This window comes from Variovorax sp. dw_954, from assembly GCF_018449755.1.
Taxonomy (GTDB): Bacteria; Pseudomonadota; Gammaproteobacteria; order Burkholderiales; family Burkholderiaceae_C; genus Variovorax.
In genome coordinates this window covers 26,359-41,364 of the sequence record NZ_JAAVVD010000042.1, presented here as the reverse complement: position 1 = coordinate 41,364, position 15,006 = coordinate 26,359, and the positions used below count along the sequence as shown (strand labels likewise).

Here is a 15,006-nt window from a genome sequence, read left to right as displayed (position 1 = left end):
GCGGCGCGACGTCGCCATGATCAGCGCGAAGACCGTGTCGGCCGTGGTCTCGGTCAGCACGCCCGGCGTGTGGCACAGCACGATGCCTCGCTGCTTAATCGCCGCGAGGTCGTAGTTGTCGACGCCGACCGAGATGCTGGAAATGATCTCCAGCGCAGGCGCGCTCGCCAGATCGTCAGCCGTGATCTTGAAGCTCGACCCGATCAGGCCTTGCGCGTCATGCAGCGCCGCACGAAAGCGCGGCAGTTCCTCGGGGCGGCGCGGGTCGGCCACGGTCACGTCGTGCTGCGCCCGGATGCGTTCCAGCAGATCGTCCGGAAGCTTCCTGAATACCACGACTTTCTTGCGTGATTCACTCATGCTTTATCTCCTTGAGGAATTCAGTGCGGCATCGAACGGATCGACGAAGGGCCGCCGTAACGGGAGGCGCCGGCCCTGGGCAGTCGAAGTTGAGAAGCCTTTCCTCCCTCGTGGGAGAAGCGATTCTATGAAACCGGTTTCAGATATACGCTAGGGATTTCCCTATGACACTAGAAATGCCGGCCGTGGGCCGCACCGACCCGAAGCGAACTTCCACGCCGACGATCGCCTGTTCCACGTCGGCGGAGAGACCTACGCGTTGACCAATCAGTGGGGGGATCGATCCGTGGAAGCAGTGGAAAGCATCAAGCGGCGATTGGGCCCCGCGGCACGCGTCGAATTCGCGGCGGCGTCCGAGTAGGCGCGGCTCGAAGGCCACGTTTGCGCTGACGGAACGGCCTTCCCTGACCCGTATGGTTTCTCAGGCGGTTGCCGCGGCGAGGCCGCGCGTCTTCGGCATGGCCGCCAGCGTCTGGCGGATGCCTTCCGCATTGGGGGTCTTGCGGATCGGTCCGATCAGCCGCTGCAGGGCCGAGTCATCCATGATCAGCGGATCGGTCATCAGGTAGTTCATCTCGACCAACTCCCGCATGAAGGGATTGAACAGGCCGATGAGGCGCAGCATCGTCTTGCCTGCGACGCGCAGCTTGAACTTCGTGCCGGTCTGGCGCCCCATCTCGGCAACCAGGTCGCGCTGGGTTGTCGTGCCGGCGCCCGCAAGATGCCAGATGCTTCCGAAGGCGGCGGGCGTGTCGACGAGCCGAGCGACCACCGGTCCCACATCCGGCACGAACACGAACTCGTGCGGACGGTCGATGGGCCCGACCAGATCGGCGGTACCGCCGTTCACTGCCGCCTGTGCGGCGCGGTGCAAGAGGCTGGCCTCCACGCCGGGGCCGTAGAAGTCCGGCAGGCGCAGCACGGTCGCGCGGATGCGGCCGTCGGCGTGGGCCTGCATGAGCAGATCCTCCTGGGACTTTCGCATGCGGCCCTTGAAGGTGTGCGGTTCGCGAGGATGGTCTTCCCGCACCGGGTTGGTATTCGGCCGACCATAGGAATACACGGTGCCAATCAGGATGATGTTCTTGACTCCAGCGGCCACCGCGCCGTCGAGGGTCTTGCGCATGAGCTCCGGGTGCAGTTCGAACTGCCAGTAGTTCACGCCGACCATGTAGATCAGTGTGTCCACACCGCCAGCCGCCGAGCGCACCGAGGCCGGCGAATCAGGGTCCCAGGAAACGATCTCGGCGAGCGGGTCGGTGCCGAAGGCCTTGCGAAGCTTCGAGATATTGCGGCCCACCACACGGTAAGGGCGCCCCTTGCTGGCGAGTTCAGTGGCGATGCTTTGCCCGATGACGCCTGCGGCGCCGAAGAGAGCGACTTTGGACATGATGGTTTCTCTTCAGGTTCAGAAGGACAACTTGCGGAGGGCGGCGGCCAATGAAGCCGCTCGCCGTAGGACTTTTCAGGCAGCTATCCAATGCCGCGAGTGACTGCAGTTTGCAGATTCCTGCCCAGAAAGAAAATCGCCCAGATCTGGCTAGCAGCTATGCATAATTGAATACCATGGCCAGTAGCGAACCCAACTGGGAGTGGTATCGAACCTTCCTGCAAGTCCTCGAGACGGGCTCGCTGTCCGCGGCAGCCCGGGCAATGGGGCTCACGCAACCGACCGTGGGTCGACACATCGACAGCCTGGAGGCCGCGCTTGAGCTAAAGCTGTTTACCCGCTCGTTCGATGGTTTCGCGCCAACGGACGCCGCGGGGGAACTGAGACCCTATGCGGCCGGCATCGCCGCGACGGCGTCCGCCCTGCGCCGGGTGGCCAGCAGTCACGGATCGGGCGTTCGCGGCACGGTGCGGCTGACGGCCAGCGAGGTGATCGGCGTCGAAGTGCTGCCGCCAATTCTCGCGGCCCTGCACAACGAGCACCCTGAACTCGTCATCGAGCTGGTGCTTTCCAATCAGGCCGACGATCTGCTGCATCGCGAGGCAGATATCGCGGTGCGCAATTTCCGGCCGGTGCAGGACGCATTGGTGGCCAAACGCGTCGGTGGAATCGAGCTTGGCCTGCATGCGCATCAGCGCTACCTCGCAGCCCGGGGCTTGCCCAAGTCGCTGGACGGGTTGGCCAGTCACGCGGTCATCGGCTTCGACCATGAGAGTGCCTACATCCGCCGGCTCCAGGAGAAGGTCCCGGCCTTCTCGCGGGAACGCTTCGCGTTTCGGGCGGACAGCGACCTGGCACAGTTGGGGGCGATTCGCGCAGGCATCGGGATCGGCATCTGCCAGTCGAGATTGGCCGCCAGGGACAAGCAACTGGTTTGTGTCTTGCGCAGCCAGTTTTCGCTGACGATGGACACTTGGGTCGCCATGCACGAAGACTTGCGGGCAAGCGCGCGTTGCGCTGTTGCTTACGCGGCAGTTGCCGCCGGGCTCCACGCCTACACGCGAGGCGCCTGACCAGCTTTCGATCCCGACCTTCCTGGCATCAGGTCAGCAGGCGCGGCCCATGTTCGCGCGACGCTACGCCAACGCCCGCTGGATCAGCAGCTTCTGGATATCCGAGGTGCCTTCGTAGATCTGGCACACGCGCACGTCCCGGTAGATGCGCTCCAGCGGAAAGTCGTTCACATAGCCATAGCCGCCGAGCGTCTGGATCGCAGCACTGCACACGCGCTCGGCCATCTCGCTCGCGAAGAGCTTGGCCATTGCCGCTTCCTTGAGGCAGGGGCGGCCCGCATCGCGCAGGCTTGCGGCATGCCAGATCAACTGGCGCGCCGCTTCGATCTGCGTCGCGCATTCGGCCAGTCGGAAACCCACTGCCTGCTGGTCGAAGATGGCGCCGCCGAACGCCTGTCGCTCCTTCGCGTAGGCGACCGCCACGTCGAAGGCACTGCGCGCCATGCCCACGCTTTGCGCCGCAATGCCGATGCGGCCGCCCTCCAGCGCGCCGAGGGCGATCTTGTAGCCTTCGCCCTCCTGGCCGATGAGGTTCCCGGCGGGAATGCGGCAGCCGTCGAAGTTGATCTGGGCGGTGTCGCTCGAATGCTGGCCGAGCTTGTCTTCCAGGCGAGCGACGTTGTAGCCCGGCGCGTCGGTCGGCACGATGAAGGCGCCCATGCCGCGCTTGCCAGCCCCCTTGTCGGTGACGGCGATCACGATCGCGACCTGTCCGTTCTTGCCGCTGGTGATGAACTGCTTGACGCCGTCGATCACCCAGCCCTCGCTGTCCTTGCGCGCGGTGGTGCGCAGCGACGAAGCATCGCTGCCCGCCTGGGGCTCGGTCAGGCAGAAGGCGCCGAGCATCTTCCCCTGCGCCAGCGGCTGCAGCCAATGCTTCTTCTGCTGCGCATTGCCGTACCGCATGAGGATGGCATTGACCGGGCAGTTGGTGACGCTGATGGCCGTGCTGGTCCCGCCGTCGCCCGCGGCGATTTCTTCCAGCACCAGGGCGAGCGCGAGGTAGTCGAGCCCGGCGCCGCCATCCTCCTCGGGCACGCAGATGCCATAGGCGCCGAGCGCCGCCAAGCCGGCGTGCGCCTCCTTCGGAAAGCTGTGTTCGCGATCCCAGCGCGGCGCGTGGGGCCAGAGTTCGGTTTGCGCGAATTCGCGAACGGCGTCGCGGATCGCCTCGTGATCGGATGTGAGGAGCATGGCAGTGAGGGTTTCGTCAACGCGGAGGCAGGCGGATCGCGCCGTCCAGGCGAATCACTTCGCCGTTGAGCATGTCGTTCTCGATGATGTGGCGGGCCAGGCTGGCGTAGTCCGCGGGCCGGCCGAGCCGCGATGGAAAGGGCACGCTGGCGGCCAGTGCGTCCTGCACCTCCTGCGGCATGCCGAACAGCATGGGCGTGCCGAAGATTCCAGGTGCAATCGTCATGTTGCGAATCCCCAGGCGTGCAAGGTCACGCGCGATGGGCAAGGTCATCCCGACCACGCCACCCTTCGACGCGCTGTAGGCAGCCTGCCCGATCTGGCCGTCATAGGCGGCAACCGAGGCCGTCGAGATCAACACGCCGCGCTCGCCCGTGGGCTCGGGCTCGTTCCTGGACATGGCGTCGGCCGCAAGGCGGATCATGTTGAACGTGCCAAGCAGATTGACCGTCACGGTCTTGCTGAAAGCAGCAAGCGCGTGCGGACCATTCTTGCCGACCGTCTTCTCGGCGGGCGCGATGCCAGCGCAGTTGATGAGGCCCACGAGCTTGCCCAGTTCGAGCGCCGCGGCCACGGCAGCCTGTCCGTCCGCTTCCTGGCTCACATCGCATTTCACGAACACGCCGCCCACTTCGGCGGCAACGGCCTCGCCTTTTTCCACCTGCATGTCGGCGATGACGACCCTGGCGCCGTTCGCGGCCAACATCCGCGCAACGCCTTCGCCGAGGCCGGATGCGCCGCCGGTGACCAGGAACACATGGTTCGCAATTTTCATGACTCTGCTTTTTCCACTCTCAAGATAGATCTGTTCGCGTTGCGCTTTTCAGTGCTCGGCGTAATAGGCCGCGGTCGAGCCCAGGTTCTCGCGCGCCCGTGACAGCTCCGCGCGCGCCAGGGTGCGCAGGTGCACTTCGTCCGGTCCATCGAAGAAGCGCATGGCCCGGCCCCAGGACCACAGGTAGGACAGGGGCGTGTCGGGCGTCACGCCCATCGCACCGAAGACCTGCATGGCCCGATCGACCACGCGCGTCTGCAATTGCGCGGCAACGAGCTTGATGGCCGACACGTCCACATGCGCAGACTTGTTGCCGTAGGTGTCCATCTTCCAGGCCGCCTGCAGCACGAGCAGGCGTGCCTGGTCGATCTCCACGCGCGAATAGCCGATCCAGTCCTGCACGTTCGAGAAATCGCCGAGGTGCTTGCCGAAGGCGCGGCGGGTCAGCGCGCGTTCGCACATCAGCTCCATGGCCAGCTCGCACTGGCCGATGGTGCGCATGCAGTGGTGCACGCGTCCCGGTCCCAGTCGCGCCTGCGCGAGCGCGAAGCCCTCGCCCTCCTGGCCGAGCAGGTTGGCCACCGGCACGCGCACATCGGTGTAGGTCACCTCGCAGTGCCCCTCGGGCGCATGGTGATGCATGATGGGCACGTCCCGCACCATGCGAAAGCCGGGCGTATCCAGAGGCACGATGACCATGGAGTGGCGGGCATGCCGAGGTGCATCGGCTTGATCGTTGGTCACCCCCATGACGATGGCGAACCTGCAGTTCGGATGCAGCGCGCCGGTCGTGAACCACTTGCGACCGTTGATGACGTACTCGTCTCCCTCGCGCCGGATGCTGGTCTCGATGTTCGTGGCGTCCGACGAGCACACATCGGGCTCGGTCATGGAGAAGCAGGACCGGATCTCGCCATCGAGCAGCGGCACGAGCCAGCGCTCGCGCTGCTCAGGCGTCGCGAACAGATGAAGCAGTTCCATGTTGCCGGTGTCGGGCGCGCTGCAATTGAACACCTCGGACGCCCAGGGCAGGCGCCCCATGATCTCCGCCAGCGGCGCGTATTCCATGTTGCCGAGCCGCGTGCCCGGCTCGTCCTCACGCAGCCCCGGCAGGAACAGGTTCCACAACCCCGCCTCGCGCGCCAATGCCTTCAGCGGCTCGACCACGGCGGTCGGATAGGCCTTCGTGGCCGCGATCCGCTCGAACTCGGCGTTGCGCGGCAGCACATGGCGGTCCATGAACTGACGCACGGTGCGCTGCATCTGCAGGCTCTCTTCGCTGTACTGGAATTCCAAGGTCGATCTCCGGACGGATGTTTTCAGAAATGGGGAACCGGGGTACGGATCGCCTCGAGCCCGCGCTGCGCCAGCGCGAGTCCCAGTTGCCCTACCTCGGCCGCGTTGCTGGCCACGGCATTGCCCTGCGCGGCGCGTGCCGCGATCCCTTCGAACATCACGGCCCAGCGCATCAGCGCAAAGGCCCAGTGGAAAGGCGTGGCCCGCCGAGCCGCGTCGCGGCCCGTGCGGCGGTAGTAGTGCGCCAGGTACTCGTGTTCCGACGGAATGCCCAGCGCCGCGAGATCCGCCCCGCGGATGCCGCCGAACTCGGTGGGCAGCGTGCGCCAGGCGACGGTGTTGAACGCTACGTCGGCCAGCGGATGGCCCAGGGTCGAGAGTTCCCAGTCGAGCACCGCTACGACGCGCGGCTCCTCGGGATGGAACAGCAGGTTGTTGAGCTTGAAGTCCCCATGGGTGAGCGTGGTCTCGTCATCGGCGGGCATGTGCTCGCCCAACCAGGCCAGCAGTTCGTCGATGGCGGGGTTCTCTCGCGTCCTGGACAGCGCCCACTGCTGGTTCCAGCGGCGCAGCTGGCGCGCGAAGAAGCCGCCCTCGCGACCGAAATCCGAGAGGCCCGCTGCGCGCCAGTCCACCGCGTGCAACTGCGCGAGCGTGTCGGCCATGGCGAGGTAGATGGCGCGGCGCTCGGCAGGCGCCATGCCGGGCAGCTGGTTGTCCTGGAACACGCGTCCCTCGACGCGCTCCATGAGGTAGAACGCGGTGCCCACGATGTCGGGCTCCGCGTGGTAGAGCACCACCGGCGGTACCGGCAGCGCCGTGCTCGCGAGCGCCTGCATGACCCTGTATTCGCGGTCCACCGCGTGGGCCGAAGGCAGGACATCGCCGGCAGGCTTCTTGCGCAGCACCATGCGACGGTTGTCGAAGTCCACGAAGTAGGTGGGATTGGACTGGCCGCCGCCGATGGCTTCGACGCGCATGCGGCCGAGCAGGCCCGGCAAGCGCCGATGCAGGAAGGCCTCGAGCCTGTCGACTGCCAATCCGGGGGCCTGTACGGGTTCTTGTCTTTCCAGGCCGCCGACTTCCAGATAGCTTGCGTCGAGCATGTCGAACCGAGTCCTACTGCAACTCGATGCCGTTGGCCGCGACGATCCGCTTCCAGCGCTGGATCTCCTCGCGCTGGAAGTTGCGCATCTGCTCGGGGCCACCGGCCATCGGCGACGCGTCCTGCTTCTGCAGGAAGTCCAGCGACGCCTGCGACCTGGCCGCCTTCAGGACGGCGGCTTCCAGTTGGCGCACGATGGGCTGCGGCGTCTTCGCCGAGACGCCAAGTGCGGTCCAGACGAAGGCCTGGAACTCGGGAACGCCGGCCTCGGCCATGGTCGGCACGCCTGGCAGCGAAGGCATGCGCTTCGGGCCGCTCACGGCCAGCGCGCGCAGCTTGCCGGACTTGATCATCTCCAGGCTGATGACCGCCACCGCATAGTCCACCTGCTTGCCCAGCAGTGCGCTGACCACTTCCCCGCCGCCCTTGTACTGGATGTTGACCGTCTTGATGCCGGTGAGTTCGTTGAGCCAGGTGGACCACAGGTTGTAGCCCGGCGAACCGGCGCCGTTGTTCAGCGCGCCGGGCCGCTTGCGCGCGTCGGCGATCAGGTCGGCCATCGTCTTGTACGGCGAATCGGCCGGCACCAGCACCATGCAGTACTGGCTGCTGATCAGGCTCAGCGGCGTGAAGTCGGCGATCGGGTCGTAGGGCATGTTGCGGATCAGCGCGGCGTTGATCGCGAAGGTCGAGTTGCTGCCGAACAGCATGGTGTAGCCATCGGCCGGCGCATTGAGCACCGACTGCACCGCGACGATGCCATTCGCGCCCGCCCTGTTGTCGACTATCACCGGCTGCCCCGTGCTCTCGCTGAGCACCTGTGCAATGACGCGCGCCTGCATGTCCGAGCCGCTGCCCGGATTGAAGGCCACCACCATGCGGATCGGCCGCGACGGAAAGGTGGGGTCCGCGGCGTGCGCGGCGAAAGGCAGGGTTCCGGCCATGGAGGCCAGGCCTGCGCCGGCGATGCTGCAAAGCAGTTGGCGGCGCGATTGATTGGTCGTGTGGTGCATGTCTTTGTCTCCTGTAGTGCACCCAGTGTTCTCGCAAGCCCGGGCCGGGACCAGAGCTCAATTTCGATGAGCGAAATTCAGGTTGATCCAGCGGGCGCCTGCACCCTGGCCATTTCATCCCACGCGCGCTGCACGTCTTCGACCAGCTTGCGCAGCACCGGCGCGCAGCGCTGCACGAGCGGTTCGTTATCGCCATCCTTCGCCGACAGGCTGAAGTTGATGGCGTAGAAGGTGCGGTCCGGCGCGCGCAGTCCAGCCGCGATGGCCGACATGCCGGGGATGGCGTCCGAGCGGCAATAGCCCAGGCGCGTATGGCTCGCCAGGGACTTGTCGATGTCCTTGCGCAGCGCCGGCCAGCGTGCGCCGTGCTGGGCTTCGAGCGCTTTCAGGATGCGCTGGCGCGAGCGCGCGTCGAGCGCGGCAAGGTACGCATGCCCGGGTGAGTTCGACTCGATCGCGAGCCGAATGCCCGCCGTCACCTGTCGCTGCACCGGCCCCCGGCTCTCCCGCAAGGTCTCCAGGTACACCATCGCCAATCCGTCAGGGGTCGAGAGGCCGACGTTGATCTTCTCGGCCACGGCCACCTTTCGCATGAGCGGCAGGGCCAGCGCCAGTTCGGACTTGGTCTGGCGAAAGGCCACGCCCAGGCTCAGGTGCACCGGCGCCAGGCGGTAGGCGCCGGTCTGGGCTTCATGCACCAGGAATCCCGCGCCCACCAGCGCGTTCGTCAGCCGGCTGATGGTGGGCCGTGGCAGGCCGGTGCGCTCGGCCAGTTCCGCGTTGGTGAGCGCCGGCACGCTGGGCAGGAAGGCTCGCAGCAGGTCGAGACCGCGCACCAGCGACTGGCTGCCGGCGGTCGAGCGCGTGAAGGTGCCGCTTTGCCGCGTCAGGCTGCGCGTCGAAGGCTTTTTCGAAGGGACTGAAGGCGGTGAACGGGCCATGGCAAATGCTCGCTGCAATTTCGAAGAGCGAAATTTGACCATGGTGCGGAGCCTTTGCCTACGCAAATACTTGTGCTCCTACAAACCGCTGACCGGGGCTGCACGAAGGCCCGTCCGAACGAGACATCCCATGACCAGTTCCCCCGACCTCTGCATCACCCTTACCGGACATGTCGCCCACATCGAGATGCGACGCGAAGCGCCGGGCTACATCGACATGGACTTCGTCACCCGCCTGGCCGGGCAGCTGGAGGCGCTGGATGCCGACGACGACTGCCGCGCCATCGTGCTCTCCTCGGCTGGCAAGGCCTTCTGCGCGGGCGCCGACTTCGGCGGCGTCACGCAGGGCACGCCCGACCCCGGCCCCTTCTACCAACAGGCCATGCGCCTGTTCCGCACGCGCAAGCCCATCGTGGCGGCGGTGCAAGGCGCGGCGATCGGCGCCGGGCTGGGTCTTGCACTGGTGGCCGACTTCCGCGTGGCAGGCCCCTCCGCGCGCCTGAGCGCCAATTTCAACCGCCTCGGCATCCACCCCGGCTTCGGCCTCACGCTCACGTTGCCGCGGCTGGTCGGCGAGCAGCAGGCCGCCCTGCTCTTCTTCACCGGCCGCCGCATCGACGGCGCCGAAGCCCAGCGCATCGGGCTGGCCGACGAACTGGTCGCCGACGCCGAAGTGCTACCGCGCGCCCTGGCGCTGGCGGCCGAGATCGCCGAATCGAGCCCCACCGCCGTCGAAAGCACGCGCGCCTCGCTGCGCCTCGGCCTGGCCGAACGCATCGCCGAGGTCAACCGGCGCGAGCGCGAGATCCAGATCGGTCAGATGGTCAGCGCTGATTTCCGCGAAGGCGTGGCCGCGATGGCCGCGCGCCGCCCGGCCAACTTCACCCGGACCTGATGGCCATGCGCGAACAGGCTCCCACCGGACCGCTGGCCGGCATCCGGGTCATCGACCTGACGGCCGTGGTGCTCGGCCCGCTGGCCACGCAGGTGCTCGCCGACTTCGGCGCCGACGTGATCAAGGTCGAGCCGCCGGAAGGCGACCTCATGCGCGCCAACGGCGTGTCACTGCATCCGGGCATGAGCTCGATCTACCTGGCGCTGAACCGCAACAAGCGCTCGGTGGTGCTCGACCTCAAGCAGGAGGACGATGCCGCCGCGTTGTGCGCACTGATCGCGGGTGCGGACGTGGTCGTGCACAACATGCGCGTCGCCGCCATCGAGCGCCTGGGCTTCGGCTATGAGGCGGTGGCTGCGCTCAATCCGAAGATCGTCTACTGCGTGGCCACCGGCTTCGGCCAGGACGGCCCCTGGCGCGACCGCCCTGCCTTCGACGACATCATCCAGGCGTCCTGCGGCATGGTGGGCCTGGGCGCCATCGACGGCGAGGCGCCCGGCTACATGCCCAGCCTGATCGCCGACAAGGTCTGCGGGCTCGCGCTGGCCAATGCCGTGATGGCGGCGCTGGTCCACCGCGGGCGCCGCGGCGAAGGCCAGTACGTCGAGGTGCCGATGCTCGAGACCATGGCCTCCTTCGTGCTGGCCGAGCACATGGGCGGCCTGAGCTTCCCGGGCTCGCCCGCGCCGGCCGGCTATGCGCGCCTGCTCGACGGCGGTCGCCGCCCCGTGCCCACGGCCGACGGCTGGATCAGCCTGCTGCCCTACACCGGCCGCCACTGGAGCGCCTTCTTCGAGGCCGTGGGGCGCGAAGACATCGCGCGCGCCTACGACTTGTCCAGCCGGCATCAGCTCAACAGGCATATCCGCCAGCTCTACGCCTGCCTGGCCGAGATCACGCCCACGCGCTCGAGCGCCGACTGGCTGGCCCTGTGCGAGCGGCTCGACATCCCGGCCACCGAGATCTGCCGCCTGGACGATCTGCCGGGTCATCCGCACCTCGAAGCGGTCGGCCTGTTCCAAAACTCGACGCATCCGACCGAAGGCGCGCTCCGCGAGTTGCGCCCCGCCACCCTGTTCCACAAGACCCCCGCCACGCTTCGCCGCCATGCGCCGTCGCTCGGCGAGCACACCCAGGAGGTGCTGCGCGAAGCAGGCATTGCGATGCCGCGCGCCCTCCCCCAACGCCAAGACTGAAAAGAGACACACCATGAACTTCGAACTCGAAGAAGAGCACCAGATGCTCAAGGACCTCGTCGCGCGCTTCGTACGCGACGAACTGCTGCCACTGGAAGCGGGCGCCATGGCACGCGAATCCACCACCGGCCAGTTCGCGCTGTTGCCGGAGGAACACCAGCGCCTCGACGCACTGTCGAAGGAGCTGGGTCTCTGGGGCCTGGACGCGCCCACCGAGATGGGTGGCGCCGATATGCCGGTCACGGCGATGGTGGGCGTCAACGAGGAGTTCGGCAAGACCATCACGCCCTATGAGCTGCCGCCGGATTCGCCCAACCTGCGCATGCTGATGCTCAGCGCCAATGACGACCAGCGCGAGCGCTACCTCGCGCCCTATGCGCGCGGCGAGACCGTCTCGGCCATGGCCATCTCCGAGCCCGGCGCCGGTGCCGACCCGGCGGGCATGAAGACGCGGGCCGAGCGCGACGGCGACGGCTGGGTGATCAACGGCCGCAAGATCTGGATCACGCGCGCGGACCGCGCCGACTGGTCCATCGTGCTGGCTGTCACCGACAAAGCCAAGGGCGCGCGCGGCGGCATCTCCGCGTTCATCGTGGACCGGGGCACGCCCGGCTTCAACGTCGAGCGGCGCATCCCGATGATCGGCGGCCACTCGACCTTCGAGGTGAGCTTCGACAACTGCCGCGTCGGCGGCGGCCAGCTGCTCGGCAAGGAAGGCGCGGGCTTCGCGCCGATGCAGGCGCGCCTGAGCAGCCGCCGCGTGCAGATGGCGGCCTGGTGCATCGGCCGCGCGCAGCGCGCTCTCGACATGCTGTGCGAATACGCGCCGCAGCGCAGCACCTTCGGCGCGCCGCTGGCCGAGCGCCAGGCCATCCAGTGGTGGATCGCCGACGCGGCCACCCGCATCCATGCCTGCCGCCTCATGACCTACGAGGCCGCCGCCCGCATCGACCGCGGCGAGGAAGCGCGCAGCCAGGTCTCGATGATCAAGGTCTACGCCACCGAGATGGCCTGGGAAATCATCGACCACGTGATGCAGGCCTTCGGCGCCATGGGCATGACGAAGGAGCTCCCCCTGCAACAGATGGCCAACGAGACGCGCCTGATGCGCATCTACGAAGGGCCGAGCGAAGTGCACCGCTGGGTGGTGGCGCGCGAACTGCTGGGCCTGCGGCGCTGACAGCGGCCCCTTCCACTCCACTGGAGTGGTGACCGCCACGGAGGCCCGCGCGACCATGACAGTCAAGCCGGCGGGCCTCGCCCAACGCGCCCCGCCGCCAAGAACACCCCCATTTGCCAAGAGGATTCCATGGAAATTCAACGCAAGGTCTTTCGCGAGGACCACGAGCAATTCCGCGACACGGCGCGGCGCTTCTTCGAGCGCGAATGCCTGCCGCGCCAGGCCGACTGGGACCGCGCCGGCCGCGTGGACCGCGAGACCTGGCTCAAGGCCGGGCGCGAAGGCCTTCTGTGCACCACCATCCCCGTCGAATACGGCGGCGGCGGCGGTGACTTCGGCCATGCGGCCGTGCTGGGCGAAGCCCAGTCCAGCTGCGGCGTCTCGGGCCTGGGCTTCGGCCTGCACTCCGAGATCATCGCGCCCTACATCCTGCGCCTGGGCACCGAGGAACAGAAGCAGAAGTGGCTGCCCTCGATCTGCGCCGGCGAATCGATCCTGTCCATCGCCATGTCTGAACCCGGCGGCGGCAGCGACCTCAAGGCGATGCGCACCACCGCCAGGCGCGAAGGCGATGAATACGTGATCAACGGCGCCAAGACCTTCATCAGCAACGGCCTGAACTGCGATCTCATCCTGCTGGCCTGCAAGACCGATCCGCAGGCGGGCGCCAAGGGCGTGAGCCTGATCCTGGTCGAGGCCGAGCGCGCGGGCTTCCGCCGCGGCCGCAAGCTGGAGAAGGTCGGCCTGCACGCGGCCGACACGGCCGAGCTGTTCTTCGACGACGTGCGCGTGCCCGTGGGCAACCTGCTCGGCGAAGAGAACATGGGCTTCAAGTACCTGATGCAGGAACTGGCCCAGGAGCGCCTGCTGATGGCGGTCGCCGCGGCCAGCAAGCTTGAATGGCTGCTGGGCCTGACCATCGACTACGTGAAGCAGCGCAAGGCCTTCGACCAGACGGTGTGGGACTTCCAGAACACCAAGTTCAAGCTGGCCGACATCAAGGCGCAGGCCGTCGCCACGCGCCTGATGGTCGACTACTACATCGGCGAGCACATGCAGCGCAAGATCACCTTGCAGGAGGCCGCGATCGCCAAGCTGTTCTCCACCGAGGCGATGTGGAAGGCCGTGGACGACATGGTGCAGATGCACGGCGGCTACGGCTACATGGTCGAGTACCCGATTGCGCGGGCGTTCATCGACCTGCGCTACCAGCGCATCGCTGGCGGCGCCAGCGAAGTGATGCGCGAACTCATCGCACGCAAGCTCTGATTTTTTATCCGCGTGTCCGGCGCCCGTGCCGCTACTCCGTGGGAGTGGTGCCGCGGCCCGGCGTGCGGACCATCATGAATGAACCGGCGCCGCGATGGCGCCCCCAAACCTGGAGACTGATATGAGCGAGAAAGTGATTGTGGCCGGCGTCGGCATGATTCCCTTCAGCAAGCCCGGCGCAAGCCCGAGCTACACGCAGATGGGTGCCGAGGCCCTGCGCCTGGCGCTGGCCGATGCCGGCATCGGCTACGACAAGGTGCAGATGGCCTTCGCCGGCTATGTCTTCGGCGACTCCACCAGCGGCCAGACCGCCATCTACGAGGTGGGCCAGACCAGCATCCCCATCGTCAACGTCAACAACAACTGCTCGACCGGCTCGACCGCCCTCTTCCTGGCACGCGCCGCGGTCGAGAGCGGCCAGGTCGACTGCGCGCTGGCGCTCGGCTTCGAGCAGATGCAGGCCGGCGCGCTCAAGTCGCCGTGGGACGACCGCCCGCCCACGCGCGAGCGCTTCCTGCCGGTGCTGTTCGGCCTGACCTCGGACATCGAGATCCCGCAGGCGCTGCGCGGCTTCGGCGGCGCGGGCCGCGAGCACATGCAGAAGTACGGCACCACCATGGAGACCTTCGCCGCGATCCGCGCCAAGGCCAGCCGCCATGCCGCCAACAACCCGTTGGCGCTGTTCAGGAAGATCGTGACCACCGAGGAAGTGATGGCCGACAAGGTCATGTGGCCCGGCGTGATGACCCGCCTGATGGCCTGCCCGCCCACTTGCGGCGCCGCTGCCGCCATCATCGTGTCCGAGAAATTCGCGAAGAAGCACGGCCTGCGCACCGACGTGCAGATCCTGGCGCAGGCAATGACCACCGACCCGGTCGAATCCTTCGACCCGCCCTCGCTCATCAGCTACGTCGGCGACCACATGACGCGCGCCGCCGCCAAGCAGGTCTACGAGAAGGCCGGCATCGGCCCCGAGGACATTCGCGTGGCGGAGATGCACGACTGCTTCGCGCAGAACGAACTGCTCTCCTATGAAAGCCTGGGCTTCTGCGCCACCGGCGAAGGCATGAAGTTCGTGCTCGACGGCAACAACACCTACGGCGGCCAGGTGGTGACCAATCCGTCCGGCGGCCTGCTGTCCAAGGGCCACCCGCTGGGCGCCACGGGCCTGGCCCAGTGCTACGAGCTCACCAACCAGTTGCGCGGCACAGCCGACAAACGGCAGGTGGAAGGCGCGAGCATCGGCCTGCAGCACAACATCGGCCTCGGCGGCGCCTGCGTGGTGACGCTGTACGGCAAGAACTGAACGCCCGGCAGAC

The 15,006-nt window shown here is 67.1% G+C and carries 13 protein-coding genes and 1 pseudogene; 6 read left to right on the top strand and 8 right to left on the bottom strand.

What is annotated here, in order from left to right:
* Positions 1–360 (bottom strand): annotated as a pseudogene (locus tag HB681_RS35900) (bifunctional glyoxylate/hydroxypyruvate reductase B); the annotation flags it as partial.
* A gap of 421 nt (positions 361–781) precedes the next feature.
* On the bottom strand, positions 782–1,750 hold the full coding sequence (locus HB681_RS35895; RefSeq protein ID WP_213959670.1) for an NAD-dependent epimerase/dehydratase family protein: 969 nt from the start codon (positions 1,748–1,750) through the stop codon (positions 782–784).
* Between the two features lie 176 nt (positions 1,751–1,926).
* On the opposite strand from HB681_RS35895, the gene HB681_RS35890 reads away from it, so the two are divergent.
* On the top strand, positions 1,927–2,823 hold the full coding sequence (locus tag HB681_RS35890; RefSeq protein WP_213959674.1) for a LysR family transcriptional regulator: 897 nt from the start codon (positions 1,927–1,929) through the stop codon (positions 2,821–2,823).
* A 63-nt stretch (positions 2,824–2,886) separates the two neighbouring features.
* On the opposite strand, the gene HB681_RS35885 is transcribed toward HB681_RS35890, so the two are convergent.
* From HB681_RS35885 to HB681_RS35860, 6 genes are all read right to left on the bottom strand, one after another.
* On the bottom strand, positions 2,887–4,017 hold the full coding sequence (locus tag HB681_RS35885; protein ID WP_213959669.1) for an acyl-CoA dehydrogenase family protein: 1,131 nt from the start codon (positions 4,015–4,017) through the stop codon (positions 2,887–2,889).
* A gap of 16 nt (positions 4,018–4,033) precedes the next feature.
* Positions 4,034–4,792 carry a 3-hydroxyacyl-CoA dehydrogenase gene (locus HB681_RS35880; protein WP_213959668.1) on the bottom strand — a complete coding sequence of 253 codons (759 nt, stop codon included), beginning with the start codon at positions 4,790–4,792 and terminating at the stop codon, positions 4,034–4,036.
* Between the two features lie 48 nt (positions 4,793–4,840).
* Positions 4,841–6,088 (bottom strand): acyl-CoA dehydrogenase family protein, encoded by a 1,248-nt coding sequence (locus HB681_RS35875; RefSeq protein WP_213959667.1) that lies wholly within the window; start codon positions 6,086–6,088, stop codon positions 4,841–4,843.
* A 23-nt stretch (positions 6,089–6,111) separates the two neighbouring features.
* On the bottom strand, positions 6,112–7,194 hold the full coding sequence (locus HB681_RS35870; RefSeq protein ID WP_213959666.1) for a phosphotransferase family protein: 1,083 nt from the start codon (positions 7,192–7,194) through the stop codon (positions 6,112–6,114).
* A 13-nt stretch (positions 7,195–7,207) separates the two neighbouring features.
* Positions 7,208–8,206, bottom strand: coding sequence for a tripartite tricarboxylate transporter substrate binding protein (locus tag HB681_RS35865; protein ID WP_213959665.1), 999 nt, complete (start codon positions 8,204–8,206; stop codon positions 7,208–7,210).
* Positions 8,207–8,283: 77 nt separating this feature from the next.
* Entirely contained in the window at positions 8,284–9,147 is an 864-nt protein-coding gene (locus HB681_RS35860) for a helix-turn-helix domain-containing protein (RefSeq protein ID WP_213959664.1), read from the bottom strand.
* Between the two features lie 130 nt (positions 9,148–9,277).
* Between HB681_RS35860 and HB681_RS35855 the strand changes: the two genes are divergently transcribed.
* The 5 genes from HB681_RS35855 (at position 9,278) to HB681_RS35835 (ending at position 14,993) form a co-directional block, all read left to right on the top strand.
* Positions 9,278–10,042 carry an enoyl-CoA hydratase/isomerase family protein gene (locus HB681_RS35855; protein ID WP_213959663.1) on the top strand — a complete coding sequence of 255 codons (765 nt, stop codon included), beginning with the start codon at positions 9,278–9,280 and terminating at the stop codon, positions 10,040–10,042.
* Positions 10,043–10,047: 5 nt separating this feature from the next.
* Positions 10,048–11,238 carry a CoA transferase gene (locus tag HB681_RS35850; RefSeq protein ID WP_256735239.1) on the top strand — a complete coding sequence of 397 codons (1,191 nt, stop codon included), beginning with the start codon at positions 10,048–10,050 and terminating at the stop codon, positions 11,236–11,238.
* A 13-nt stretch (positions 11,239–11,251) separates the two neighbouring features.
* Positions 11,252–12,418, top strand: a complete 1,167-nt coding sequence (locus HB681_RS35845; RefSeq protein WP_213959661.1) for an acyl-CoA dehydrogenase family protein — start codon at positions 11,252–11,254, stop codon at positions 12,416–12,418.
* A 129-nt stretch (positions 12,419–12,547) separates the two neighbouring features.
* The gene (locus HB681_RS35840) at positions 12,548–13,687 is read left to right on the top strand and encodes an acyl-CoA dehydrogenase family protein (RefSeq protein WP_213959660.1); all 1,140 of its coding nucleotides are present in this window, start codon (positions 12,548–12,550) and stop codon (positions 13,685–13,687) included.
* A 121-nt stretch (positions 13,688–13,808) separates the two neighbouring features.
* Positions 13,809–14,993, top strand: coding sequence for a lipid-transfer protein (locus HB681_RS35835; protein ID WP_213959659.1), 1,185 nt, complete (start codon positions 13,809–13,811; stop codon positions 14,991–14,993).
* Positions 14,994–15,006 lie beyond the last annotated feature (13 nt).

Excerpts from the sequence above, each read along its gene's own strand:
- HB681_RS35895 (WP_213959670.1), bottom strand. The coding sequence starts at position 1,750 with ATGTCCAAAGTCGCTCTCTTCGGCGCCGCAGGCGTCATCGGGCAAAGC.
- HB681_RS35890 (WP_213959674.1), top strand. The coding sequence starts at position 1,927 with ATGGCCAGTAGCGAACCCAACTGGGAGTGGTATCGAACCTTCCTGCAA.
- HB681_RS35885 (WP_213959669.1), bottom strand. The coding sequence starts at position 4,017 with ATGCTCCTCACATCCGATCACGAGGCGATCCGCGACGCCGTTCGCGAA.
- HB681_RS35880 (WP_213959668.1), bottom strand. The coding sequence starts at position 4,792 with ATGAAAATTGCGAACCATGTGTTCCTGGTCACCGGCGGCGCATCCGGC.
- HB681_RS35870 (WP_213959666.1), bottom strand. The coding sequence starts at position 7,194 with ATGCTCGACGCAAGCTATCTGGAAGTCGGCGGCCTGGAAAGACAAGAA.
- HB681_RS35865 (WP_213959665.1), bottom strand. The coding sequence starts at position 8,206 with ATGCACCACACGACCAATCAATCGCGCCGCCAACTGCTTTGCAGCATC.
- HB681_RS35860 (WP_213959664.1), bottom strand. The coding sequence starts at position 9,147 with ATGGCCCGTTCACCGCCTTCAGTCCCTTCGAAAAAGCCTTCGACGCGC.
- HB681_RS35855 (WP_213959663.1), top strand. The coding sequence starts at position 9,278 with ATGACCAGTTCCCCCGACCTCTGCATCACCCTTACCGGACATGTCGCC.
- HB681_RS35850 (WP_256735239.1), top strand. The coding sequence starts at position 10,048 with ATGCGCGAACAGGCTCCCACCGGACCGCTGGCCGGCATCCGGGTCATC.
- HB681_RS35845 (WP_213959661.1), top strand. The coding sequence starts at position 11,252 with ATGAACTTCGAACTCGAAGAAGAGCACCAGATGCTCAAGGACCTCGTC.
- HB681_RS35840 (WP_213959660.1), top strand. The coding sequence starts at position 12,548 with ATGGAAATTCAACGCAAGGTCTTTCGCGAGGACCACGAGCAATTCCGC.
- HB681_RS35835 (WP_213959659.1), top strand. The coding sequence starts at position 13,809 with ATGAGCGAGAAAGTGATTGTGGCCGGCGTCGGCATGATTCCCTTCAGC.